The 24,412-nt window shown below is 57.4% G+C and carries 25 protein-coding genes; 18 read left to right on the forward strand and 7 right to left on the reverse strand.

Annotated features, from left to right (window positions below; genetic code table 11):
• Window positions 1–15 precede the first annotated feature (15 nt).
• Window positions 16–1,419, reverse strand: coding sequence for a 3-isopropylmalate dehydratase large subunit (gene leuC / locus ACR3E2_RS14065; RefSeq protein ID WP_480483887.1), 1,404 nt, complete (start codon window positions 1,417–1,419; stop codon window positions 16–18).
• Between the two features lie 43 nt (window positions 1,420–1,462).
• The gene (locus ACR3E2_RS14070; RefSeq protein WP_245220657.1) at window positions 1,463–1,558 is read right to left on the reverse strand and encodes an isopropylmalate isomerase; all 96 of its coding nucleotides are present in this window, start codon (window positions 1,556–1,558) and stop codon (window positions 1,463–1,465) included.
• Window positions 1,559–1,674: 116 nt separating this feature from the next.
• Between ACR3E2_RS14070 and ACR3E2_RS14075 the strand changes: the two genes are divergently transcribed.
• The 4 genes from ACR3E2_RS14075 (at window position 1,675) to ACR3E2_RS14090 (ending at window position 4,553) form a co-directional block, all read left to right on the forward strand.
• A complete protein-coding gene (locus ACR3E2_RS14075; RefSeq protein ID WP_267365897.1) occupies window positions 1,675–3,027 on the forward strand; it encodes a mechanosensitive ion channel family protein in 1,353 nt (450 codons plus the stop codon).
• 164 nt (window positions 3,028–3,191) lie between these two features.
• Window positions 3,192–3,551 (forward strand): ribosome silencing factor, encoded by a 360-nt coding sequence (gene rsfS, locus ACR3E2_RS14080; RefSeq protein ID WP_480483888.1) that lies wholly within the window; start codon window positions 3,192–3,194, stop codon window positions 3,549–3,551.
• Between the two features lie 44 nt (window positions 3,552–3,595).
• Window positions 3,596–4,066, forward strand: a complete 471-nt coding sequence (gene rlmH / locus ACR3E2_RS14085; RefSeq protein WP_480483889.1) for a 23S rRNA (pseudouridine(1915)-N(3))-methyltransferase RlmH — start codon at window positions 3,596–3,598, stop codon at window positions 4,064–4,066.
• 1 nt (window position 4,067) lies between these two features.
• Window positions 4,068–4,553 (forward strand): flavodoxin family protein, encoded by a 486-nt coding sequence (locus ACR3E2_RS14090; RefSeq protein WP_480483890.1) that lies wholly within the window; start codon window positions 4,068–4,070, stop codon window positions 4,551–4,553.
• Between the two features lie 3 nt (window positions 4,554–4,556).
• Here ACR3E2_RS14090 and ACR3E2_RS14095 read toward each other — a convergent pair whose 3' ends face one another.
• The gene (locus ACR3E2_RS14095; protein ID WP_480483891.1) at window positions 4,557–4,904 is read right to left on the reverse strand and encodes a hypothetical protein; all 348 of its coding nucleotides are present in this window, start codon (window positions 4,902–4,904) and stop codon (window positions 4,557–4,559) included.
• Between the two features lie 35 nt (window positions 4,905–4,939).
• Window positions 4,940–5,650 (reverse strand): DUF599 domain-containing protein, encoded by a 711-nt coding sequence (locus tag ACR3E2_RS14100; RefSeq protein ID WP_480483963.1) that lies wholly within the window; start codon window positions 5,648–5,650, stop codon window positions 4,940–4,942.
• A gap of 80 nt (window positions 5,651–5,730) precedes the next feature.
• Here ACR3E2_RS14100 and ACR3E2_RS14105 point away from each other — a divergent pair, with 80 nt between their 5' ends.
• From ACR3E2_RS14105 to ACR3E2_RS14135, 7 genes are all read left to right on the forward strand, one after another.
• Window positions 5,731–7,170, forward strand: coding sequence for an FAD-linked oxidase C-terminal domain-containing protein (locus ACR3E2_RS14105; RefSeq protein WP_480483892.1), 1,440 nt, complete (start codon window positions 5,731–5,733; stop codon window positions 7,168–7,170).
• A gap of 49 nt (window positions 7,171–7,219) precedes the next feature.
• Window positions 7,220–8,320 (forward strand): glycolate oxidase subunit GlcE, encoded by a 1,101-nt coding sequence (gene glcE / locus ACR3E2_RS14110; RefSeq protein WP_480483893.1) that lies wholly within the window; start codon window positions 7,220–7,222, stop codon window positions 8,318–8,320.
• 4 nt (window positions 8,321–8,324) lie between these two features.
• Window positions 8,325–9,638: a glycolate oxidase subunit GlcF gene (gene glcF, locus ACR3E2_RS14115; RefSeq protein WP_480483894.1), complete on the forward strand. Its 1,314-nt coding sequence runs from the start codon at window positions 8,325–8,327 to the stop codon at window positions 9,636–9,638.
• Window positions 9,639–9,758: 120 nt separating this feature from the next.
• Window positions 9,759–10,550 (forward strand): trypsin-like serine peptidase, encoded by a 792-nt coding sequence (locus ACR3E2_RS14120; RefSeq protein WP_480483895.1) that lies wholly within the window; start codon window positions 9,759–9,761, stop codon window positions 10,548–10,550.
• Complete coding sequence (locus ACR3E2_RS14125) at window positions 10,547–11,362, forward strand: trypsin-like serine peptidase (RefSeq protein ID WP_480483896.1); 816 nt, start codon at window positions 10,547–10,549, stop codon at window positions 11,360–11,362. The genes ACR3E2_RS14120 and ACR3E2_RS14125 overlap by 4 nt, the downstream gene beginning before the upstream one ends.
• A 122-nt stretch (window positions 11,363–11,484) precedes the next feature.
• Complete coding sequence (locus ACR3E2_RS14130; RefSeq protein WP_209599221.1) at window positions 11,485–11,952, forward strand: Hsp20 family protein; 468 nt, start codon at window positions 11,485–11,487, stop codon at window positions 11,950–11,952.
• Between the two features lie 170 nt (window positions 11,953–12,122).
• Complete coding sequence (locus tag ACR3E2_RS14135; RefSeq protein ID WP_209507228.1) at window positions 12,123–13,049, forward strand: DMT family transporter; 927 nt, start codon at window positions 12,123–12,125, stop codon at window positions 13,047–13,049.
• Between the two features lie 167 nt (window positions 13,050–13,216).
• On the opposite strand, the gene ACR3E2_RS14140 is transcribed toward ACR3E2_RS14135, so the two are convergent.
• The gene (locus ACR3E2_RS14140; RefSeq protein ID WP_480483897.1) at window positions 13,217–14,692 is read right to left on the reverse strand and encodes an NAD-dependent succinate-semialdehyde dehydrogenase; all 1,476 of its coding nucleotides are present in this window, start codon (window positions 14,690–14,692) and stop codon (window positions 13,217–13,219) included.
• A 286-nt stretch (window positions 14,693–14,978) separates the two neighbouring features.
• Between ACR3E2_RS14140 and ACR3E2_RS14145 the strand changes: the two genes are divergently transcribed.
• From ACR3E2_RS14145 to ACR3E2_RS14175, 7 genes are all read left to right on the forward strand, one after another.
• Window positions 14,979–16,058 (forward strand): hypothetical protein, encoded by a 1,080-nt coding sequence (locus ACR3E2_RS14145; RefSeq protein ID WP_480483898.1) that lies wholly within the window; start codon window positions 14,979–14,981, stop codon window positions 16,056–16,058.
• A 2-nt stretch (window positions 16,059–16,060) separates the two neighbouring features.
• Window positions 16,061–16,483, forward strand: a complete 423-nt coding sequence (locus ACR3E2_RS14150; RefSeq protein WP_480483899.1) for a hypothetical protein — start codon at window positions 16,061–16,063, stop codon at window positions 16,481–16,483.
• Window positions 16,473–17,594, forward strand: coding sequence for a hypothetical protein (locus tag ACR3E2_RS14155; protein ID WP_480483900.1), 1,122 nt, complete (start codon window positions 16,473–16,475; stop codon window positions 17,592–17,594). Before ACR3E2_RS14150 ends, ACR3E2_RS14155 begins: the two co-directional genes overlap by 11 nt.
• A 55-nt stretch (window positions 17,595–17,649) precedes the next feature.
• On the forward strand, window positions 17,650–19,581 hold the full coding sequence (locus ACR3E2_RS14160) for an AAA family ATPase (protein ID WP_480483901.1): 1,932 nt from the start codon (window positions 17,650–17,652) through the stop codon (window positions 19,579–19,581).
• 417 nt (window positions 19,582–19,998) lie between these two features.
• Window positions 19,999–21,336 carry a DUF6638 family protein gene (locus tag ACR3E2_RS14165; RefSeq protein ID WP_480483902.1) on the forward strand — a complete coding sequence of 446 codons (1,338 nt, stop codon included), beginning with the start codon at window positions 19,999–20,001 and terminating at the stop codon, window positions 21,334–21,336.
• Window position 21,337: 1 nt separating this feature from the next.
• The gene (locus ACR3E2_RS14170; RefSeq protein ID WP_480483903.1) at window positions 21,338–21,604 is read left to right on the forward strand and encodes a hypothetical protein; all 267 of its coding nucleotides are present in this window, start codon (window positions 21,338–21,340) and stop codon (window positions 21,602–21,604) included.
• 10 nt (window positions 21,605–21,614) lie between these two features.
• Entirely contained in the window at window positions 21,615–22,259 is a 645-nt protein-coding gene (locus tag ACR3E2_RS14175; RefSeq protein WP_480483904.1) for a DUF1523 family protein, read from the forward strand.
• Between the two features lie 53 nt (window positions 22,260–22,312).
• Here the strand turns inward: ACR3E2_RS14175 and ACR3E2_RS14180 are convergent, their stop codons facing one another.
• Together ACR3E2_RS14180 and ACR3E2_RS14185 are read right to left on the reverse strand one after the other, a co-directional pair.
• The gene (locus ACR3E2_RS14180; protein WP_480483905.1) at window positions 22,313–23,407 is read right to left on the reverse strand and encodes a flagellar basal body P-ring protein FlgI; all 1,095 of its coding nucleotides are present in this window, start codon (window positions 23,405–23,407) and stop codon (window positions 22,313–22,315) included.
• On the reverse strand, window positions 23,404–24,411 hold the full coding sequence (locus tag ACR3E2_RS14185; RefSeq protein WP_480483906.1) for a flagellin: 1,008 nt from the start codon (window positions 24,409–24,411) through the stop codon (window positions 23,404–23,406). The genes ACR3E2_RS14180 and ACR3E2_RS14185 overlap by 4 nt, the downstream gene beginning before the upstream one ends.
• Window position 24,412: the final 1 nt, after the last annotated feature.

The raw sequence follows: 24,412 nt of genomic DNA on the forward strand, positions 1-24,412 counted from the left end.
AGTTATGAGGGTAGCTTACATCATTTCACGAACGTCTGTCAGCCGTCCTGTGATTGCCGCTGCGGCGGCCATTGCCGGGCTCAGCAGGTGGGTACGCCCGCCCCGGCCCTGACGGCCTTCGAAGTTGCGGTTTGAAGTCGCGGCGCAGCGTTCACCCGGTTGCAACTGGTCGGGATTCATCGCCAGACACATCGAACATCCTGCCAGACGCCACTCGAAACCGGCTTCTTTGAAGATATCCGCCAGACCTTCTTCTTCGGCCTGCGCGCGGACGAGGCCCGAGCCCGGAACGACCATGGCGCGCATGCCGTCCTTGATCTTTTTGCCTTTCAGAATCTCGGCGGCGGCTCGCAGGTCCTCGATCCTGCCGTTGGTGCACGAGCCGATAAAGACGGTGTCGATCTCAACTTCGCTCAGCTTCTGGCCGACTTTCAGTCCCATATACTCTATGGAGCGGCGGGCTGCATCGACTTTGCCGCCTTCGAAATCCTCGGGGTTCGGGACGGTTGCGGTGATCGGCAGAACGTCCTCGGGGCTGGTGCCCCAGGTCACGACCGGCGCGATGTCTTCGCCGCGCAGAGTGATGACCTTGTCGAAATGCGCGTCTTCGTCGGTGTAAAGCGTTTTCCACCATGTCAGAGCCGCTTCCCACTGCGCCCCTTTCGGCGCGTGCGGGCGGCCTTTGACATAGTCGAACGTTGTTTCATCCGGCGCGATCAGGCCGGCACGAGCCCCGCCTTCAATCGCCATGTTGCAGACGGTCATGCGACCTTCCATCGACAGATCACGGATCGCTTCGCCGCAATACTCGATGACATAGCCGGTACCGCCAGCAGTGCCGGTCTCACCGATCACAGCCAGAGTGATGTCCTTGGCGGTCACGCCCGGTTGCAACTTGCCGGTGATTTCCACCTTCATGTTTTTGGACTTCTTCTGGATCAGCGTTTGCGTGGCCAGAACATGCTCAACCTCGGACGTACCGATGCCGTGGGCCAGCGCGCCGAATGCACCGTGGGTCGCTGTGTGGCTGTCGCCGCAGACAACGGTCATACCCGGCAGGGTCCAACCCTGTTCCGGTCCAACGATGTGGACAATGCCCTGGCGCACGTCATTCACCGGGTAGTAGTGAATGCCGAAATCCTTGGCGTTCTTGTCCAGCGCCTCGACCTGAATGCGTGATTCCGGGTTTTCGATCCCATTCACGCGGTCCGGTGTGGTCGGCACGTTGTGGTCCGGTACAGCGATGGTTTTTTCCGGCGCGCGCACTTTACGGCCTGCCATGCGCAGCCCTTCAAATGCCTGCGGGCTGGTGACTTCGTGCACCAAATGGCGGTCGATATAAAGCAGGCAGGTTCCATCATCGGCTTCGTGCGCGACATGGGCATCCCAGATCTTGTCATAGAGTGTCTTGGGGGACATCGGTCCTCTCCCGTATGTAATGAGAAATAGCTGGCGAGTTGGCTCAGGCGACGGATAGGCGCGCCAGAACCGTGCGGGCAGCGCCAAAGAACCGTTCACGCAAGCGCGCGCGATCTTCCAGATTCTGAAGTTGGGCCACATTGAGTCTCATGCGGTTCAGATATACCGCGCCCTTCCGGCAATCAAGGTTCAAAACCAGTGTCAGGCTTGCATCGCCCTGCATTGCTGTTCAAGCTGACCCCGCAGGAGACGTGCATGAACCAAGACCTGATCCCAAGTACGCTGACCGACCTCTATAACAACATGGTTGCGGCTTTTTCCGCGCAATTCGAGAGGCTGCTTGATCTGATCGTCACGCCGGGCTGGCGACAATATCAACTGCTCATCATCCTGTTGCTGTGGGCGCTGGCTTTGCTGCTGAAATTCCTGACCCAGTCTAGATGGGATGCCTGGGCTCGTTCGCGCACGGGATGGCCGAAATGGCGGCTGCGGGTTCTGGTGCAGCTGATGCGACGGTTGGCGCTGGTCTACTTCATCCTGCTTTCGTGGGCATTGTATCTGACCATGCAGCAACTCACTTGGCCGTCGCGAAGCTATATCATAGGGGTGATAGCTACGTTGGCGGCGGCGTGGCTGGCGATAGCACTGGTCGCGAGACTGGTCCAAAACCGCACACTTCGCCGGATTTTCAAGTGGGCAATGTGGATCTACGCAACGCTTGTCGCGCTGAATCTGACGGATGATGTCGCGGGTTTTCTTGACGGTGTCGCGATTTCCATTGGGGACCTGCATATTTCGGCTCTTGGGATTCTCAAGGCAACTTTGCTGATTGGCATCCTGCTGACACTGGCCCGTATCGGCACGCGCGCAGCCGAACGCGCATTGCAAAGCAATGACGACATAACTCCGTCCATGCAGGTGCTGCTGTCAAAAGGCATACAGGTTCTGCTTTACGGGGCAGTCTTTATGGCTGCGATCCGAACGTTGGGGTTCGATCTGACCGGCATCGCGCTTTTGTCTGGCGCCATCGGCGTGGGTATCGGGTTCGGTTTGCAAAAAGTAGTGTCGAACCTGATATCGGGGATCATCATCCTGATGGACCGCTCGATCAAGCCGGGCGATGTGATCTCGTTGGGGGATACGTTCGGTTGGATCAATGCACTTGGCGCGCGATATGTGTCGGTCGTAACACGGGACGGGCGCGAGTACCTGATCCCAAACGAAGATCTGATTACCAACCAGGTGGTGAACTGGTCTCATTCCGACCGGTTCGTGAGATTGGATCTGGATTTTGGTACCAGCTATGACGACGATCCGCATAAAGTGCGCGCAACCGCAATCAGGGCGGTAAAGGCGGTTGCCCGGGTCCTGAGCGGCGGCAAACATGAACCGGTTTGCCACATCACCGGTTTTGGTGACAGCAGCGTGGATTATGTGCTGAGGTTCTGGATCAGCGACCCGACAAAGGGGCTGACCAATATCCGGGGCAATGTCTATCTGGCGCTCTGGGACGCATTCAAGGAAGAAGGCATCTCGATCCCCTTCCCACAGCGCGAAATCCGACTGTTACCGGACGGCGCAACTGCGCAACAGATCATCACAGAGTAAGCGTCTGTGGACGCCCTGCAGCGTGCATTCATTGAAATGTTGCATTCCCCTTGCTACCTTATTAGTACCCCGGCGCCGGGGTTTCGCGGCGCGCAGCAAAGGAGGACTATGTCCTGTCTCTACATACACAGGCGGGTTTGCCCGCCGATGATGGGGTCAACATAATGGCCCACTCTCAGTCAATCAGCGACAAGCTGCTTGAACGAATCCTTTCCTCACTTTCCGATGACAAGGCCGAAGACGTCGTGCAGATCAACCTGCAGGGCAAATCATCGGTTGCGGATCACATGGTGATTGCCTCGGGTCGGTCGACCCGTCAGGTTTCGGCCATGGCGGAAAAGCTGACGGATCGCATCAAGCAGGAATTCGGTTTCACCTCGAAGGTCGAAGGCAAGGACACCGGCGACTGGGTGCTGATCGATACGGGCGACGTGATCGTCCATATCTTCCGCCCCGAAGTGCGTGAATTCTATCAGCTGGAAAAGATGTGGCTGCCTCAGAGCGGCAGCGCCTCGGCGAACTGAGGCGCTATCCCGGCCTGCATTAACAGGCCGGAGGCGAGAGAGACATGCGTATCAGCATAGTTGCGGTCGGGCGATTGCGCGCCGGACCCGAGAAGACACTGCTTGACGATTACCTGACCCGATTTGACCGGACCGGCCGTGCGCTGGGCCTTGGGCCTGCGCAGGTGATCGAGGTTGAAGACAAAAAAAACGCAGGCATGGCAGCCGAGGCCACGGTGCTGCGCAGGGCCCTGCCCAAAGGGGCGGTGTTGTGCACGCTGGATGAACGGGGGCGGGTCATGTCCTCGCCCGATTTCGCGAAAAAGCTGGGTGATTGGCGCGACGCGGGTCGGCAGGACCTGGCGTTTGTGATCGGTGGTGCGGACGGAATTGACCCAGTTCTGCGGACCGAGGCGGATTTTTCCATTTCATTCGGGTCGATGGTCTGGCCCCATATGCTGGTCCGTGTGATGCTGGCCGAGCAACTTTACCGGGCCGCGACCATTCTGTCAGGTGGCCCCTACCACCGGGTCTGACATGGCGCAGCTTCTGATCGTTTATCACTCCCGCACAGGCGGTGCCCGGCAGATGGCCGAAGCCGCGGCCGAAGCTGCGCGAGGTGAGGCTGACACAAAGCTTATGCCTGCCGATCAAGCCGGGCCGGAAGATCTATTGGCTGCCGATGGCTACATCTTTTGCGCGCCAGAAAATCTGGCGGCAATCTCGGGTCTGATGAAGGAATTCTTCGACCGTTGCTACTACCCGGTGCTGGGAAAGCTAGAAGGCCGACCCTATGCGCAGATGATTTGCGCAGGATCGGATGGCGAGAATGCCGCCCGTCAGATCGCACGGATAGCCACCGGTTGGCGATTGAAAGCTGTTCAGCCTCCGCTGATCATCTGCACTCATGTACAAACGCCCGAGGCCATCTTGGCCGAAAAGACAATCCCGCAAGACCAGCTGGATCAATGCCGCGAGACAGGAGCCGCTTTGGGTGCGGGTCTGGCCATGGGTATTTTCTGAGGATCAATCCAGTTTGACCACTGTGGTGCCTTCATTCCATCCATCGACGATGCACCGTGCCTGAATTTGCACCTGAGTCATGCCTTCGGGAATGACCACCCCGCCCAGAGAGCGGGTAAAGGGTTGTTCGGTTTCGTGTGGATGGAGCAGGACGCGCATTCCCAACTCGTTTCCATCCATATCCAGAACACGCCAGCCGTCGGCGTAATGATCCCAACCCGTATCGGGATGCCGGATCGTCACATCGAACCGCCATGTATCACCGTTTGCACTGGTGAGGACCTGTTCGATTGTTGGCGGGTCGGCAAGGGCAGGGCTCGCCAACATGGCGCAGAGAATCAAGTATCGCATCGCACCAGTGTAACCAGTGTGGCGGTGTGTCGGTATCACGTATCCGTGCTGGCCGCTCGGGCCATCAGTATTTCCCGCGAGTGTGAGGTGAACTCGCGCCGATACAAGACGCCAAACGTGACCGCTGTACCCAAAATGAGCGCGACAGGTCCAAGAAACCATGCCAACGACGCCAGTGCAAAATAAGTGGCGCGCAGACCACGGTTGAAGCTGCGCGCGGCGGTGACACAGATCTCAGCCGCCTGACCGGCGCGGGGATAGGTTTGCGGGTCTTCGGGGTCATTGGGAACTGCAGCCATCAACACGGCGCAGTATCCGAAAAGGCGGTGCGCCCAGACATATTTCAGAAATGCGTTGGCCAGTAGCAATACGACGAAAAGGATTTTGATCTCCCAGACCATTGCCGGGACACTGCCGATGGCGAGGTCGATTGCGACGCCTGCCAGCCTTTCGGTGTTGCCCAGCAAGGCCAGCCCGCCCCCGATGGCAATCATCGTGGTCGACGCGAAGAATGTACTGCCCTGCCGCATGGCCGCCACGACCTGTGCGTCAAACATGCGCGGTTGGCGGGTCACCATCTCGCGCATCCAGTCGCGCCGGTAATCGTCCATCATAAGGGCTACGGATTGCCTCTGCGGTGACGGATGTTCAATTTTCCACCCAATCCACAGCCAAGCAACCAGCAGTAGAAGCAGCGATGCATAGTCCAGAGGGGCAAAAAGAGCGGCACGTTCGATCCAGGTCATGACCGCGACAGTAAGGCCGGGCATGGGAACTTGCCAGCGCGATAAATTGGTAATATTATTTTACCAAAAAGAGGAACGCCATGGAGATGCCAAAGCCAAGCCCGGATGTTCTGAGCCGGAAATCTGCGCTTGTTGCGCGGCTGTCGCGGGTTCTGCCCGAAGAGGCGATCATCCACGACCCCGCCGAAACCCGCGCTTACGAGTGTGACGCCTTGACGGCTTATAGATGCCCGCCAATGCTGGCCGTGCTGCCGTCAAGCACACAGCAGGTTTCGGATGTTCTGCGCATTTGTCATGACGAAAACGTGCCTGTGGTGCCGCGCGGCGCGGGCACTTCACTGGCCGGTGGAGCCTTGCCCACGGCGGATTGCGTCATTCTGGGCGTCGCACGGATGAATGAGGTGTTGGAAATCGACTACGACAACCGCTTCATCAGAGTACAGACGGGTCGCACCAATCTGAGCGTTACCGGCGCGGTCGAGGAGGAGGATTTCTTCTACGCCCCCGATCCGTCTTCGCAGCTGGCCTGTGCCATTGCTGGCAATATTGCGATGAACTCGGGCGGAGCGCATTGCCTCAAATATGGGGTAACAACAAACAACCTGTTGGGCGTGACCATGGTCATGATGGACGGCAGCGTTGTCGAAATCGGTGGTGCGCATCTGGATGCACCAGGTCTGGATCTGTTGGGCGTCATCTGTGGGTCCGAAGGTCAACTGGGTGTGGTGACCGAGGCCACGCTGCGTATTCTTCGCAAGCCCGAGGGCGCACGACCGGTCCTGATGGGTTTTAATGACAATGAGGTTGCGGGGCAGTGTGTCTCGGACATCATCCAATCGGGCATATTGCCGGTCGCGATCGAGTTCATGGATACATTGTGCATCAGGGCCTGCGAAAACTTTGCCCATGCCGGGTATCCCGATTGCAACGCGCTGCTGATCGTCGAAGTGGAGGGGTCTGACGCTGAAATAGATTTTCAGCTTTCGAAAATCATCGAGATAGCAAAACGCCATGACCCGGTTGAATTGCGCGAAAGCCAGTCGGCTGAGGAAAGCGCTAAGATCTGGTTGGGTCGGAAATCTGCATTCGGTGCCATGGGACAATTGAACGATTATATGTGTCTGGATGGCACGATCCCGGTGTCAGCCCTACCAACCGTTCTGCGTCGTATCGGAGAATTGAGTGAGGAGTTTGGGTTGCTGGTCGGAAATGTGTTCCACGCGGGCGACGGAAATATGCATCCGCTGATCTTGTTCGATGCCAACAAACCCGGCGATCTGGAAAAATGCGAAGCTTTTGGGGCAGAGATTCTGAAGCTGTGTGTTGACGAGGGTGGCTGTCTGACTGGGGAACATGGTGTGGGGATCGAAAAGCGGGATCTGATGTCTCATCAATATTCACCTGCCGACCTTGAGGCGCAGATGGCGGTTAAGGACGTTTTCGATCCTAAATGGCTGCTGAACGCGGCCAAAGTGTTTCCGCTCGACGTGTCGGAGCCGCGGCGTATGGCTGCAGAATAAGGGGGCGCTGCCCCCTTGCCCCCGGAGTATTTTGGAAAAGATGAAGCCAATGAGACCTGAGACTGAGGCCGATCTGGCAAAGCTGGTGGCCGGGTTGGAAAACCCTGTACGCATTGTCGGAGGCGGGACGCGTGGAATTGCCGGCCCGCACGCGGAAATCGAAACCGGAGCTTTGCGCGGTATCACGCTTTATGAACCCGGGGCGCTGACCCTTGTTGCACGGGCAGGGACGCCCTTGGCCGAGATCACGGCAGTGCTGGAAGCAGAGGGCCAGCACCTCGCATTTGAGCCGATGGATCATCGCGGATTGCTGGGGACTCAGGGTGAACCGACCATTGGCGGCGTCGTCGCGGCCAATATTTCGGGCCCGCGACGGACTCAGGCCGGGGCCTGCCGGGATTTTCTGCTTGGGGTACGCTATGTCGATGGGTGCGGGCAGGTGATCAAGAACGGTGGCCGCGTGATGAAGAACGTCACCGGGTACGATCTGGTCAAATTGATGGGTGGGTCCTGGGGTACTTTAGGAGTTTTGACCGAAGTTTCGCTGAAGGTGCTTCCAAAACCAGAACGGGTGGCAACATTATCTGTTGGGGTCCGGGATGCTGGTACTGCGGTTCGGGTTCTGTCCGCCGCGCTGAGATCTCCGTTCGAGGTAACGGGGGCTGCGTATGATCCTGACGCCGGGAAAGCCCTGCTTAGGCTCGAAGGTTTCACGGACGCGGTTGCATATCGCACAGGCAGATTGACGGCTGAACTGTCCCGGTTTGGTGAGATTTCAGAAGAAGCAGGTGCAGACACGCTTTGGGCTGGTATCCGCGATGCTCATCCGTTTCAGAGGCAGGACGGGGATGTCTGGCGGCTTTCCGTAAAACCCGGAGATGCGGCCGAAGTTTCTGCGCGTGCTGAAGCGGATCAGTTACTGTTTGACTGGGGCGGCGGACTTGTCTGGCTGCGCGTCCCTAAGGGCACGGATCTGCGCGCGCGCCTAGGTGTGTTTTCTGGCCACGCGACACTTGTACGAGCGGATGCAGAAACAGTCGCGCGACTGGGGCGCTTTCAACCGGAGACCGCGGCCGTCTCGACCCTGACAAAGGGATTGCGCGCGAAGTTTGACCCACGTGGTTTGTTCAATCCAGGGCTGATGGGATAGGTTTATGCAGACATCATTCACTGAACGGCAGCTGCAAGACCCGGCAACCAAGCGCGCAAACGAAATTCTGCGAAATTGCGTCCATTGCGGATTCTGCACGGCGACTTGCCCGACTTATCAGGTTCTTGGCGACGAGTTGGACAGTCCGCGCGGGCGCATCTATCTGATCAAGGATATGCTCGAAAACGAGCGGCAGCCCGACGAAAAGACGGTCAAACATATCGACCGGTGCCTGTCCTGTCTGGCTTGCATGACCACTTGCCCGTCAGGTGTGCACTATATGCATCTGGTCGATCACGCGCGGGAATATATCGAGGCGAATTACAAACGCCCTTTGACGGATCGCATTTTGCGTTGGATTCTTGCGCAGATCCTGCCCTATCCGATGCGCTTTCGCTGGGCCCTGATCGGGGCGAAACTGGGTCGCCCGTTTCGGTTTCTCATGCCAGATGCCCGGTTGCGTGCCATGCTGGACATGGCGCCCAAGAACATTCCGTCGGTCAGCCGTAATGATGATCCACAAAGCTTTGCGCCCGAAGGCGAGCGGAAAAAGCGGGTGACCCTGATGACGGGCTGCGCGCAGAAAGCGCTGAATACCGACATAAATGACGCCACGATCCGTCTGCTGACCCGGCTGGGATGTGAGGTTGTGGTGGCTGAGGGTGCTGGATGTTGTGGAGCACTGACCCATCACATGGGAAAGGTGAAAGACAGCCATGCAGCCGCAATCGCTAATATCAGAGCCTGGGTTCGCGAGATGGACGGCGACGGATTGGACGCCATCGTGATCAACACCTCGGGTTGTGGGACGACGGTCAAGGATTACGGGCATATGTTCCGGAACGACACGCTATCGGATGATGCTGCACGGGTCTCGGGTATCGCGATGGATATCAGTGAGCTGGTTATGCAACTGAATTTGCCCGAAGGGCGTGATCAGGACCTCACAGTTGCGTATCACGCAGCGTGTTCGCTGCAGCATGGGCAGAAGATCAAGACCTATCCCAAAGACCTGCTGAAACGTGCCGGGTTCCAAGTGGTCGAGCCCGCCGACAGCCATTTGTGTTGCGGCAGCGCGGGGACTTACAACCTGATGCAGCCGGAAATCTCGGGTCAGTTGAAGCAGCGCAAAATCAAAACACTTGAGGCGAAGAAGCCCGATATCATCGCCGCAGGCAATATCGGTTGCATGATGCAAATCGGGTCCGGCACCCAAGTGCCAGTCGTTCATACGGTCGAGTTGCTGGATTGGGCAACAGGGGGGCCGAAACCACCCGCGTTGCAACGGGCAGGAGATTCTGTTCCAATTTTGCGATAAGCCACTCTGATGCCGCCCCGCATCATTTCCTCAGGAAATTCACCTGAACACCGATCGCCCTATTTTTGCCCAACGTGACACGTAGGACAAAAGCTTCAGAGTGAGTCCCCGGAGACCCGAGTGCGCAAATGGATTAAGGCGATTGTTCTTTGTGCTTTGCCGATGGCGGCTACAGCACAGGACACCAGGCTGGAAAGCCTGGAGACCTCGGATTCCGGGCGCGAATGGATGGCTGTCGGTCGTCTGGATATTGCCGGAAAAGGGTTCTGCACCGGAACGCTTGTGTCGCCGACCCTTGTGCTGACAGCGGCGCACTGCCTGTTCGACAAGGTGTCCGGGCAGCGGGTGAACCCGTCCGATATCGAATTTCTGGCCGGGTGGCGGCTGGGCCGCGCTTTGGCTTATCGAACGGCAAGACAAGCTGTAATTCACCCGGATTATCAATTCAGTGCTGAGTCGTCGACGGACCGTGTCGGCGCAGATGTCGCCCTGATCGAGCTTTGGCAGCCGATCCGCAACACATCGGTCATTCCGTTTGAATCAGGAGATCAGCCGCGCCGGGGTGCGGAAGTAGGCGTGGTGTCATATGCACATGACCGGTCAGAAGCGCCTTCGTTGCAACAGGTTTGTTCGGTCATGAACCGGCAGGCAGGCGTTATGATCATGTCTTGCGACGTCGACTTCGGGTCTTCAGGAGCACCGGTTTTTTCTTTTACAGGCGCGCGCCCTCAGATCGTGTCGGTTGTGGCGGCAAAGGCCAGCATGGATGGCCAGAGCGTTGCGATCGGAACTGCGGTTGAACATTCGCTGCAATTGCTGCGAGACGAGCTGTCTGCCGGGCACGGATTTGGATTGTCGACCTCCGGTTCGGGGACGGGCAAGAACGTCGGTGCAAGGTTTATCCGGCCATGACCAAGGTCTTTCTAAGTCTGCTTTTGGGCCTGAGTGTTCTGGCGACCGCATCCCATGCGCAAGCCAACAAACGCAAGCTGACAGACCGGGACGACCTTTACGGTTGGGAAGCAATCGGGCGGCTGGATGTGCGCGAAGAGTCCTATTGCACAGGTACTCTGATCGCGCAGGACATGGTGCTGACCGCTGCCCATTGTGCTGTCGACCGCCGTACCGGGGAAACATACGCGCCCGAAGACATCACGTTTCGTGCGGGTCTGAGCAACGGCAGCGCGTTGGCCGAGCGTCAGATTACGCAAATTGCCGTTCTGCCCGGCTACGCTTCAAATAACCCGCTTTCGCACGAAGGCGTTCGGATGGATGTCGCCCTGATGCGGCTGAATGAGCCCATCCCGTATTCGATTGCCGATCCTTTCGTGTTGCACAGCGGGCGAGTTTCGGGAAACGAGATCAGCATAGCCTCGTATGGGCGCGGACGATCCGAGGCGATCACGCGGGAAAGGTCGTGCCGCGTATTGGATCGCAGGCAGGGCCTGATCACTTTTGATTGCGACGTCACCTTCGGGTCTTCCGGATCCGCCATTCTGGCAAAAAACGGCTCGCGCTGGCAGGTTTTGTCCGTGGTTTCAGCGGTAGGCACGAACGGTCGCAGAAAGGTGGGGTTCGGCATGGAGCTTGACGAGATAGTGGCCGAACTCAAGTCTATCATGCGGCGCGATGCGCCAAAACCAACGGCTACGATCCGCCGGTTACAGGCTGGGTCCGGCACGTCCGGGTCTGGTGCGAAATTCATCAGCTCCGGCGGGGGTTGAACTCGGTCAAATCGCTTCCCATGTCACTGATATCGGATCGCCACAACGGGGTCCGTCATTAACATTGGTCCGTCCAGCCGGAGGGCCAGATCGTGAATCGCTCAAGACTGAGGATATGACACATGCGTACATTTGATTTTGCACCGCTGCACCGCGCCACCATTGGCTTTGACCAGATCGCCGACATGATGGATCGCGTTCTGACCAATGATGTGGCACAGCCAAGCTATCCGCCCTACAACATCGAAAAAACCGATGTCGACACGTACCGTATCTCGGTGGCCGTCGCTGGTTTTTCGGAAAGCGACCTGTCCGTTGAAGTGAAAGAAAACTCGCTGGTTGTTGCCGGTAAGAAGGCATCCGAGGACAAGAGCCGCAGCTATCTGCATCGCGGCATCGCAACCCGCGCGTTCGAGCGTCGCTTTGCTCTGGCCGATCATGTCCGTGTCACCGGCGCAAGCCATGAAAACGGAATGCTGAACATCGACCTGAAGCGAGAAGTGCCCGAGGCCCTGAAACCGCGCCGGATCGAAATTACCTCGGCTAAAGCCATCGAAAAAGACGTGGTTGACGCCAAGGCCGTGAACTGAGGCTTTGAAAGCCTGGCGGCAGTCTCCTCCTCCCGGACTGCCGCAACACCCGCGCCCCGCGTTCCTCCAGACGCGGGGCGTTGTTTTTTGATGTCAGCGCCTATGCTCATCAATGCGTCGGCCCGGTAAACTCGGCTACACTCATCGCGAACCTGTGCTAGAACTTGCAGATGTCGACGACATCCACGCAGACCAGACCGGCTATTCCGCAACCGCTTGCGGTTGTTGGCGTTCTTTTTGCTTCAATCTGTTTCGGGCTTGTTCCCTATTTCAGCAGGGGGCTGACTGAGCAGGGCGTTGCACCTTTCGCGGTCGCATTCTATCGCTACATCGTTCCAGCGGTTTTGTTACTGCCAGTGCTCATCGTACACCGAAAAGCCTGGCGCGAGATTTGTTGGGGTCTTGCGGTCGGAGTGGTGATGGGGCTTGGCTGGATTGGATATGTCACAGCCTTAAAGACACTGCCCGCATCGACGGTGGGCGTGCTCTATATGACATATCCGGTTTTCACGTTGATCATTGCGTGGGCTTTGTTCGCAGACACTCCCACAAGGCGCGCGTTTCTTGCGTCTGGCCTCATCATTCTGGCTGCCATCATAGCAGGCTCGCCAGCATCCGTTCCGTTCGAGCACATTCCTACGCTTTTAATCTCGCTGGCTGCGCCATTTGGTTTTGGCTTCGGGATTTCTGTTTTGGTCCACAGGTTGTCCCGAATTGCGCCACTTGCACGTATCGCCTCGGTGTCGCTGGGATCGGTTCTTGGGCTTTTGCCTTTGATGCTGAGTGCAGACGTTTCCACGCTGCTTCCTGACGGTCAGTCCGATTGGGTTCTGATCATTGGAATTGGATTGGTCACGGCGCTTGTGCCGCAGCTTGTCTACACGATCTGTTCGCCGCTGATCGGCGCTTCTCAAACTGCAGTTGTCGGAAGCATTGAATTGCCCACGATGTTTGCAGTCGGGTTCTTTGCGTTTGGAGAAGCAATCACTACTGCGCAAGCCATAGCCTGTGCTTTGGTTTTAGGAGCGATTGCAATCACCAGAAGTCGGGTGACGCGCACCGTAACGACCGTGATAGCCAAAGAGGAGAAGACGTAAGTTTGGGATCGGATCGGGCCTATAGAAAAGTCCCCACGAAGCTTGCCCGCAGGGAATTCATGCTTGGTGAAATAAGGTCATTGCCCAGCCGTCACCGGCCCGTTTGACCGGAACAACGCTTCGCCTGTGGGCAGAATGGCCACCGCCCCAAGGCGATGGCCGCCAGATCAGACCGACATGCAGACGTATTTCATCTCAAGATAGTCTTCCATGCCGTGGTGGCTGCCTTCGCGACCCAGACCGGATTGCTTGACGCCGCCGAACGGGCCCAACTCGGTCGAGATGATGCCGGTGTTCACGCCGACAATGCCATATTCCAGCGCTTCGGCCACTTTGTAGACGCGGCTCAGATCTTTTGCATAGAAATACGAGGCCAGGCCAAAGATTGTGTCATTCGCCATTGCGATCACGTCATCTTCATCCTCGAACTTGAACAGCGGGGCCAGCGGGCCAAAGGTTTCGTCCTGCGCCACCATCATGTCCTGAGTCACTCCGGTCACGATGGTCGGCTGAAAGAACGTACCGCCCAGATCGTGAGGCAAGCCGCCGGTCAGAACGGCGCCGCCCTTGTCCGTAACATCCTTGATATGCTCTTCCACCTTGGCGACCGCATCGGCATTGATCAGCGGACCGGTTGTGGTGCCCTCGGCCAGACCGTCGCCGATTTTCAGGGCTTCGACCGCCGCTTTCAGTTTGGCAGCGAACGCGTCGTAAACACCGGCCTGTACATAGATGCGGTTGGCACAGACACAGGTCTGGCCGTTATTGCGGAATTTGCACAGCATCGCGCCTTCGACCGCAGCATCCAGATCCGCGTCATCAAACACGATAAAGGGTGCATTGCCGCCCAGTTCCATCGAACATTTCATGACCTGATCAGCAGCTTGCCGCAGCAGGATGCGCCCCACCTCGGTCGAGCCGGTAAAGGTCAGCTTGCGTACACCGGGGTTTTCGCAGAACTCCTTGCCGATCTCGCTGGCCTGGGAAGAAGGCACTACGTTGAACACGCCAGCTGGCACGCCGGCTTGTTCCGCCAGACGCGCCAGAACCAGCGCGGAAAGTGGCGTTTCTGCCGCCGGGCGGGCAACAAAAGCACACCCCGCCGCCAGCGCAGGTCCTGCTTTGCGAGTGATCATGGCGTTGGGAAAGTTCCAGGGTGTGATCGAGGCCGCTACACCAATGGGCTGTTTCAGCACCATGATCCGTTTGTCGCGCTGATGCCCCGGGATGGTCTCGCCATACACGCGCTTGGCCTCTTCCCCGAAAAATTCGATGAAGGAGGCACCATAGCCGACTTCGCCGATGGCCTCAGCCAGTGGTTTGCCCTGCTCCGCGGTCAGGATCTTGCCCAGATCTTCGGCGTTCTCCATCATCAGGTCGAACCAGCGCCGCAGGATCACCGCTCGTTCCTTGCCGGTCAACTTGGCCCATTCCTTTTGCGCGGCTTCGGCCTGTGCAATTGCTCCGGCGACTTGCGCTCGGCTGACATCGGCCACTTTGGCCACCACATCGCCCCGGGCCGGGTTGGTCACGTCGAAAGTTCCGTTGTCACCGTCCACCCACTGACCACCGATATAGGCTTTGGTTACAAGCAAGTCAGGATTCTTCAGAATTGATTTCAGATCGGTCGTTGCGTCCAGCATGTCATTCTCCGCGCAGAAGTTGAGTTGCCGCACCCAATCAGGTGTTGAGGGCTTTGTCTATGTCCACCGATGCGGGTCGATCAGCCCAGATTTGATCAAATTATTTTCAGGCCCAATCGTTGCAGCATAGTCGCAGCGTTGAGTTCTACGTCAGGTTGCGATCACGTGGCTTTCCTTTCCACCCCAAGTTTGCCAGAGTTTGCGTGATTTTTGGACTCAAGGGGATGTAAATGACCGTAACATTCCCTATCTTATTGGGTAATTAAAGAAAAAAAGGACAGTAGAGATGTCGAACCAGCAATTCGAAGCGCTTATCAAAGAAACGCAAGCGAAAGTGCGCGAAAGCCAGTCGCAGATTGAGGGGCTGACCTCGCGGATCGAAGCGGCGCGGGCCAAGATTGGAACGGCCGAGGCCGATATCGACATCGAAAATGCCACGCTTGAGGATGTTCACGCCCACACCGAGGTGATGAACGCCAACATCGCCGAGCTGATCATGGGTCTGGACGATGTTACCAACGCGTTTTCCAAGGATTTCGACGAGATGCGCTCGAAAACCGGGTGGGAGTCGTTTGTCGGCATCTTTTCCAAGGGAAAATCCGAGTCGCTCCGGCAAGAGCGGATGCGAACGGCCAATATCGACGACAAATTGCAGGACCTGATCGCCAAATCCGATGTGATCGTGAAGCTGTTGCAAGGGCAGCTGACTGTGCTGGAAGAGCAACGCGTAAAGGTCGAGGATAACCTGACAGGCACGCTGGACGATCGCGAGGCAACCGTGGCCGAACTGGAAGCACTGCGGGCCGAGATCCAGGGCATGGACCCGGCGATTATCACGCTGGAAAACAAGATCAGTGTCGAACAGGACGCCGCCGCGCGCACCCAGCTGGAAACTCAGCTGGCCGAGCTGAACAAGCAATACAACGCCAAGGTTCAGGAAGAGCAGGTCAAGTTGGCCAAGTCTCAGACGCTGGAGCGTTATATCGAAAAGGGTAAGACTTGGGTCGATTCACTCCAGAACCAGGCGGCGACGCAGATGGTGCTGATCAACAAGCTGCAGACGGACACGCAGCAGCGCGTGGTGCTGTATGACGCCCTGACCAAATCGCTGAAAACCGCGCAGCAGCAGGACGTGGCCCACCGCATCAACGAGATCGGTGTGCAGACGGATCAAGAGGCGCAGACGGCGATGGCCGCCATCGGCACCGCGACCAACCAGAAAATGGCCGACATGCTTGAGGCGCACGAGGACCACATGGTGTTTGCCCGCGACGTGCTTGAGAAAAAGGCCAAGGCGGATGAACGCTTTGCCCGCCGGTTTGCCTCGATTGTCGAGAAGCATGATAAGAATTTGTATGGGGGTTGAGCTTGGGCCGATTGAAAAAAAGCCGGTCAGAGCAGTTTGGTTGGTCGCCCCTTCGTTGGGTTAATGGTATCTTCGGTGCAGTGCTTGCGATGGCATATATCGGGGGGTGGTACTTTCTCTTTGCGCTACCTTTGATGGTGGCATTTGCCATTAGCTTTGCGGTTACGTTTTGGATTACCGGTGGCAACGAAACTGCCATGGGAATTTCACTAATATTGCTGTCGCCAATTTCTTTGGCGTTTCTCGTTTGGCAAGTAGCGAGGTTTGTGGGCCCTGCTTATGTTGGCATAATTCAGAAATGTGGAATTATCTGGCAGCGCGCTCACCATTTCTCTCCAGCGGATTTGCTTGGTTCTGTTCGCAAACAGCGCCAGGTAGCGTCTGCGGACTTTCTTAGACTGTGGGAGAAAGCAATTGGTAGCTGACCCCAACAAAGACCATGTTGGCCTGACCGACACGTTCGCCTCGCGCCGCTATTTCCGCAAATTCGAGGTGATCACTGTCCACCTGCTGCGCGTGGCCGCGACGATGGAGGCCGAAGGTGCGATCAGCAAGCAAGAGGTGCGGATCGTGTCGCGCTACCTCTCTGGGCTGCTCTACACCTTTCGCGCGCTTAGCATGAAGTACCTTCTGGTTGGGCGCGATACGGGGCGGTTCTTTGGCAGCCTCGCCATGGACAAGCGCGACAGCGGGTTTCCGGTGGCTGCCGAGTTGCTGACCATGGCCAATGACGCGCAGCAGGCGCAGGTGCATCTGGCGAATATGCCCTCGGAAGATGACCTGAAAACCGACATGGTCCGCACGATCATTGGCGACCGGGAAATTCCAACCAAGCTGCAGTTTGCGCTGTCGCAAAGGCTCTATTACGAAGAGTTGCTTAAGGGTCAGTTGTTCTGGGCGCGCAACGATCCCGAATGTCACTGGATCGGGAATGAGGGCGAGCGGCGCAAGTTCATGATCCACTGGGCGGTCTATGACAGTCAGGTCAACCTGCCCGTCATCTATCTGATGCAGCTGGAGGACACAGGCAAAACCGCCCTGCCCAAGGACCAACGCCGCTGGCCCGAAGTGCAGGCCCATCTGATGGCGCAATCCTTGGGCGGGCTGAAACTGGTGACGATCGCCAAGGGCTTTGATCAGGATTTCGACGACCTGCACCCCAAACACCTGCGTCGCATCCATGTGGGGCCGATGTATTCCTCGGCCTATACCGAACAATCCGGCCCTTTGCGGCAGGTGTTGGAGGATGCGCAATCTCCGCAAGGGCAGGATTGGGCGCTGGCCTGGACCACCGAAGAGCTGCACAGCGAAGAGGTCATCGAGGAGCGCGCGGGCTGGTTTTCAACTGTCGAGCGCGAGGTCTTTGCGCTGGATCCTTTCGGCGGGCAGGGGGCCGAAACCGGCGCCACCCGCACCCAACGCTCGATCATCCTGCCACAGCGCCCGTTTCAGGTGCTGGCTGAACGCAACCCGCCGGGGTTTGCAGATGTGCGCAAGTTCGTCGTCAGCAATGCGGGGCAGGTTTTGAGGTACTAATTTTCGCCTTCGGCGAGAGTATTTTAGAAAAGATGAAGCAAGGGCGGTTTTTGAGATGAGTTTGACGTCAGATCAGATGGAATTGCGCGAAGACGACATTCGCAAGCATTATCCGGCAGCAACCGCTTTGCTGAACGGGTTCGAACACGCGCCGCGGATTGCCAAAGCCGTGGAAACCACCGTTGAACGCTCACCAGGCGTATCGACTGGTCGGCGGTTTCGCTCGACGACACCGGGGTTGGTGACACGCCGGACCGTGCGCGCAGACGGGGTGCATCTGGTTGAGAGGATCGAAGCCTCGGACGATGGTGACGCCTTGGTTTCGCCGCCGCAGGCAACTGCACAACAGGCGATCCGCCGCGCCATCGCAATCGCTTTGGCCGTGGCCGATACTTATGCGGAACAGACCCCGCTTGCCGATCTGAAACGCGCGAACCTTGCCGGGGATCTGCCTACCGCGCGGAAGACCGAGTTTTCAGAGGTTCTGACAGCCGAAGCGCTGATCACGATGCACACGTTCGGCAATGCGCTGGCCTATCTGTTGTCCTCGCATCTGGGTGAGACCACGGTTGATATTGGTGAGATCGAAGAGGTCCTGACAGACAACGGCCAACTTGCCCTGCACGGCGCGTTGTGGGAACTGGACCAGACGCTGGCCAAATACGCCTCGGACGATGCCCACCTGATCGCCGCCACCAGTGCCTATGCCGAGCAACTGATGGAGAAGTCAGCCCTGCGCGCAGGGTCCGCAGGTTACCTGGCCCCGTTCCAGAACGCAGCCTGGCATATCGAGGCCGACGATCTGACGATCCGGGGGTTCGAGCCGGCCTCCAAGGCCAAATCCACCACCTTGACCATGACGTTCAAGAAGCCGAACGAAGTGGTCGGCAACCATATCGCCAAATATCAGGCGATGAAGCTGGCCAAGATGGTGATGGCCTATGATTTCGACCGCCGCCTGAACCCGTTTGCGGAACTTGGCGGGTTCATCTTTACCTTCATGGGTGACGGAAAGCCGGGCACCGGTAAGACCACGCTGATCCAGATGATGGCCGGGCTGATCAACGAGTATTGCCAGAACGCAGGCTATCCGTTCCGCTATCAGAACCTGAGCACCGACAATATCGACAGTTATCAGGGCAAATCCGGCCAGAACGCCAAGGCCTTTATCAACACGATCATCGACCCCTCGGTCATCGGGTTCGGCACCATCGACGATATCGACCAGCTCGCGGGCAAGCGCGGCGACCGGCAGTCGTCAGCCGGGCAGCTGGAGATTACCGCCGTGCTAATGGAGAGCTTTGCCGGTGCCAATACCGTCGTGCGCGGCAACTGTACCTTTGGCATGTTCTCGAACTACCCCGAGAATGTGGACGACGCCCTGCGCCAGCGGGCGGGCGCCCGGTTTCTGGTGGACGGGCCGCAGACGCGCGAGGATTACATCGACATCCTGCACCTGCTGATGGGTCGCAACCACGACATCCCGCTGGGCGAACACGAGGCTTACGCCGCGCAGGAAATCAAAAAGGCCGTCGCCGCCAGTTTCGAAAGCCATTCCCGCCCGCATGAGGATGCTTTGTTGCAGGTCTATGACCGGGTCTCGGGCGTGATCGGTCAGATGGACACAATCGCCAAGCTGGGCACCTACCTCAAGGCGATCCAGCAGGCGGATGAGCGCTTTACCGGTCGCGCGATCAAGAACATCACCGACGCAGTCAAGGTGCGCGCGATGGATTTCGAACTGCCCGACGAATGGATGGAAAACCCCGACCTGTTCCTGTTCCGCGACTACGACACCAAGAAGGCGATGATCGAAGATCTACGCCAGCCTATCACGGTGGAAATGGTGATACAGGAGATCAATCGCTACGCCGACAGCGAGTTCCGCTATGCCGACAAGAGCGACGAGGTCGCCATCGACTACGCGGTGCGTGAGATGGGCCGGATGGAAGAGGCCAAGCGGCGGTATCTGGAGGGGAAGGGGTGACTTTTTGGACCGTCTTCCAACCTTATTTTTTCGCCTTAGTACTTCTCTCGCTTTTGAGTTTCGCTTTTGCGGCGCTTTTTTGGTTCAAGTCACTCGAAAAAGTGCACATTGTTTTGGCGGTAGTAACCGACGTTGTGCTCACAACTTTGGTCATGACAATATTGACATTCTTCGCTTACGTCTATGCAACCGTGTTCGCTAGAGGGCCTTGCGGCGATCCATTTACGAGTGGATTGCCTTGCCCAGTTTTCGATGAGTACGAACAGTTTGGTTGGGCGATAGTTCTATGGCTTCCTGTGTTTTTCATCGCCTTGACAATTAGGCTAAGAAGAGCTTTCCGCGATAATAGGAGTGCCTCGTAATGGGTCATTGCAAGTCGGAAACCGCACGCCTTAAGAACAACAGTAAGCTCACGCCATGATCCGCCTCATCAAAAAAGGCCTGATGTTTGGCAACCTCATCCACATCTCCAGCCCGGCCTTAGTCGAGCGGTATAACCGCGCGCTGCAGCATCTGGCGGGCAAGACCACTCAGCTTTCGGATTTTCATGTCGATATCTCGGGCTATTCGCCGGAGGTGGGGATTGAGTTGGAGGATGAGCTCTACCTCAACCCCAACGGGGTCAACCGGCAGTTCATCCTGCTGACGACCGAGCAGAAACGCGCGCCTTTGCTGAACGTCAAATTCTCGACCTCGCGCGATATCCTGCGCGAATTCATCGAGATGAATGAGGCGCAGTTGTTTGCCCTGACCGCCACTGATGCGGTGGCCGGAGAGCTGGTGAACTCGGTCTTCAAGCTCAGCAGTCCCCGTGATTTGTTTAATCTGCGCAAGATCGAGATTGAGGCCGACACCGCAGGCGGCACCTTGCGCAAGGCGCAGCAATTGGCGGGTATGGTCGAACGCTTCAAAACCGCCGAGGACGCCTGGTTCGACGATGTGCTGATCGCCAGGATGATCGAGACCGCCAAGGAGACCGGCGACGTCACGCGCAACCCCGTCCATCTGCGCCACACGGATTTTGAGCAACGCAACTTCTGGACGGCGCATTTCGGCGGGCTGTACTTGTTCCCGGACCTGGATCACCCGGCGGCGATCTGCATGGGTGAAAAACCTGGCGATTTGCCGATCAAATACGTTTTTGACCCGTTGCAGCGGAACCAGATTGCCAAGTTTCTGGATTACAATGATCTGGTCGAACCCATCGTCAAGGCGCGCGGTGTAGACGCCGCCGCAATCCTGCAGCAGAAGATGGATTTCCTGACTGTCGATGCGGCGGCGGATGCGGATGTCGACCTGACCGGGCTGGACCGAAGCGATATGCGGCGGTTGGCGCGCACTCACTCGGATGGCTTGCCCGAAGCCTATCACGGCCTTGCGCAACTGTTGCGCTGGGCAAGCGACGGGGGGCCGTGGCCGCGTATCACGTCGGATCATCCGGCTTATTTCTACACTTTGCGCGCCGCTGACACGCCGAACCGTGATCTGGTGAACATGCTGCTGGCCGAACTGGCCCCGCTGGACCCGCGCCAGATGTTCATTTGCCACAAAGAGCTGTTCTATAGCACCTATTCCAGATGGCCCGAGAGCAAGAAAGCCTATGTTGCCGACTTCCTCGCGCGCGAGTATCAGGTGGACAAGCAAGGGGCCCGTGCCGCGCTGTTCGGCCATGAGCCGGATATGAGCGGAGAAGACCGGGTCAGCGATGACATAATCGCGCGTGTTGGTCCGTGGGGTTCGGTAAGGAAAGGCTGAAATGTTCGGGTTATTGCGCCTTTTGCTGATCTTGTTGGTGATCCAGTCGATCGCCTATGTCGCGCTGTCTTTCTACTCGCGCGGGATACGCCGTCGCAAACTGGAAAGCTGGTGGGATGAGAAGGGCAAGACAGGCAACAAGGACGCTTTTGTCGAACGCGGATTGCATGTGTATGACAATTCGTTCCGGCGCAAACTGATCCTGGGTGTCTATATTGTGCCATGGGTGGCGATTGGCGCACTGATCTACATCGTGAATTACATGTGAGGGTTTAGGCATGGCCTATGTGAAATGGGCGTTCATCATCATCTTCTGGGGAACGATCGCCGTGATCCTGCAATACTCGCTGCCGCAACATGATGTTGTGCGTATCGTAAACACCTACGAAGAGCGGCAGGATCTGAACGACTGGACACGGATTTTCTGGTCCGAACCCGAAGACCAATCCACCAGCCTGTCCAACCGGGATGTGCAATTCATTCAGGCTGTGCGCGAAAATGGCAAGCCGATCGTGTACCGAAACGAAGACACCGGGTGGGGGTGGCCACCCTACTTCAAGTTCGACACGGCGAACCTTTACACCGAAGCCAATGATGCGAAATCGACCAAGGAAAACCCGAAATGGGTGGTCGTGACCCATTACGGGTGGCGCAACGAGTTCATGTCGATCTTTCCCAACGCCATTTTCATCAAACATGTGGACGGGCCGGATGTGCAGGTTATTCCCTGGTTCAACATCATTTTCCTGACAATTTTCGCCGCGCTGGTCTGGGCGGTTTGGGTGCGCTGGCGCAGGTTCCGAAAGGCCCGAATTGATCCGATGATCGAGAATGTGGAAGACGGCTTTTATGCGGCCGGTGACGCGATTGAAGAACGCCGAAACAGATTTCAGCGCTGGCTGGACAGCTGGAAATCGAAATAGGCCTTAACGTCACGGGCGTGTTTGTGGCACACCCGTTGGACCAAAGATATCGGCTACCTGACAACAAATTCTGCGTGCAAGGCGCCCGCCGCTTTGATGGTTTTCAAGATATCGATCATATCCTGGGGCGATACCCCCAGCGCATTTAGACCTGCGACAACCTCGGACAGGGTCGTAGCTTCGGGGATTTCGGCAAGGCCGGTTCCTTCTTCCTCTTCGATCCCTGCAATAGTGCGCGGAACGACCACTGTTTCGCCCCTGGCAAACGGATTGGGTTGCACGGCAATCGGTGCTTCCTGAACTGTCAGGGTCAGATTACCCTGAGAGACAGCCACACGCGATATCCGGACTTCCTGCCCCATTACGATGGTGCCAGAGCGCTGATCGACCACCACACGCGCCTTTGCTTCCGGCTCGACCAGAATATTCTCGATACGCCCAATGGCATGGGCCGTCGACACTGCCTGAGTTGCAGCAATGTTGAGTTCAACCGTGCCTGAATCGCGCATGATTGCTACAGCTCTGTTGAACTCGGTGTTTATGGCGAATTCGATACGCGCGGCCGTGGTGAAATCGGGTTCTCTCAACGCAAGGCGCATTTGGGTTAAAGTTGACAAGTCGAACTCAATTTCACGCTCAACACGCGCGCCGGACGGGATTACACCCGAGGTTGGCACCCCACGCACGACCGACGCAGCCTCTCCTTCAGCGGAAACGCCACCTGCAAGGATTGTGCCTTGTGCAACCGCATAGATTTGCCCGTCTGCTGCGTTTAGTGGGGTCATAACCAGTGTCCCACCCAACAGACTGTTTGAATCGCCTATCGCCGAAACCGTTACATCAATTTGGCCGCCGACTCTGGCGAAAGGCGGCAGACTGGCTGTCACCAAAACCGCTGCCACATTCTTGGGCCGGAAATCCTCGCCCGTTACGTTGACACCCAAACGCTCCAAGATGTTGGACATGATCTCTTCGGTGAAAGGAGAGTTGCGCAATCCGTCGCCGGTTCCGTTCAAACCGACAACCAGGCCATAACCCACAAGATCATTACCCCGTACACCGTCGAAATCGACAAGGTCCTTGAGGCGGATTGCCCCCGCCCAGGCTATACCGGGAACAAGGATCAGGAGAAGTATCAGCGCCCTCATCTCAGGAAATTCACCAGCGAAAGGTTCGCATTGCGAACGGTTACCGAATAGAGGCTTTCCAACTGAAACTGCACCGTTTGCAATTTCGCCGCTGTTTCATAAGGATCTGCTGCGATCAGCTCGTTCCGGCTGAATTCCAGACTGGTTCGGGCCATCGAATTTCGCGTGGCGGCCTGTTCGATGCGGCCCTCGGCGCTGCCGACCTGGGCCCGCAAGTTTACTGTGGCATCCTGTGCGTTGGCCAGATCGACGCCCAGCTGGGTGAACAGGGCGGTGCGCTGGTCGGAAGAAAGAGCCAACGTATTGTCGGTGGCTAATGCCGCTGTTGCAACATCCCTTAGGGCCGCCTTGAATGCCGGGTCGGTTGCCGTGAGTGGCAGCGTAACGCTTTCATTTTCCGAGATCTGCATAGGAGAGAGTGTGGTGCTCGCACCCTGATAAATCATGGCGTCAAACCCGGCAGGGCTATTGAACCATGTGTCGGCAGCCAAGCGTATGTCGGCGACGGTCACAGCCCCCGTCAGTTGTGTCTTCAACGCAGCCAACAGCGTGTCAGTCGAGGGCAGTGGCGAGACATCCGTGGCTGTACCCGAAAACAGACTGCGCCCACCAACTCGCGTGTTGAGCGCCGATACCATCGTGTCGAGCTCATTCCTGGCATGATCTGACGCCTGCGCATGATTTACCGGCTGATTGGCCGTTCCGTAGGCCAACAGAGACGCGGTTATTTCGCCAACCGAATCTCCAAATGTCTTCAGGCTCAACTGCATGGCATCCGTGAACAGGGCCGCTTCGGCTGTGGCGATGCCAAAGGCGTCGAGTCTGGCAAGCGAACGGTCCAGGTCCAGGATCTGAGAGTAATCTCCGCCAAGTCGGCCGGATATGTCCTGCACTTTGCCGGTGGACATCTCGTAAGAGAGAGTTTCAATCTGTGTTTTGATTTCAGTGGCGCGGGTGCGAAGGGTCATACCGCGCGCCAGATCGCCGATAGCAGTCAAGTTCATG

It is taken from the genome of Ruegeria sp. AL7 (assembly GCF_056536105.1).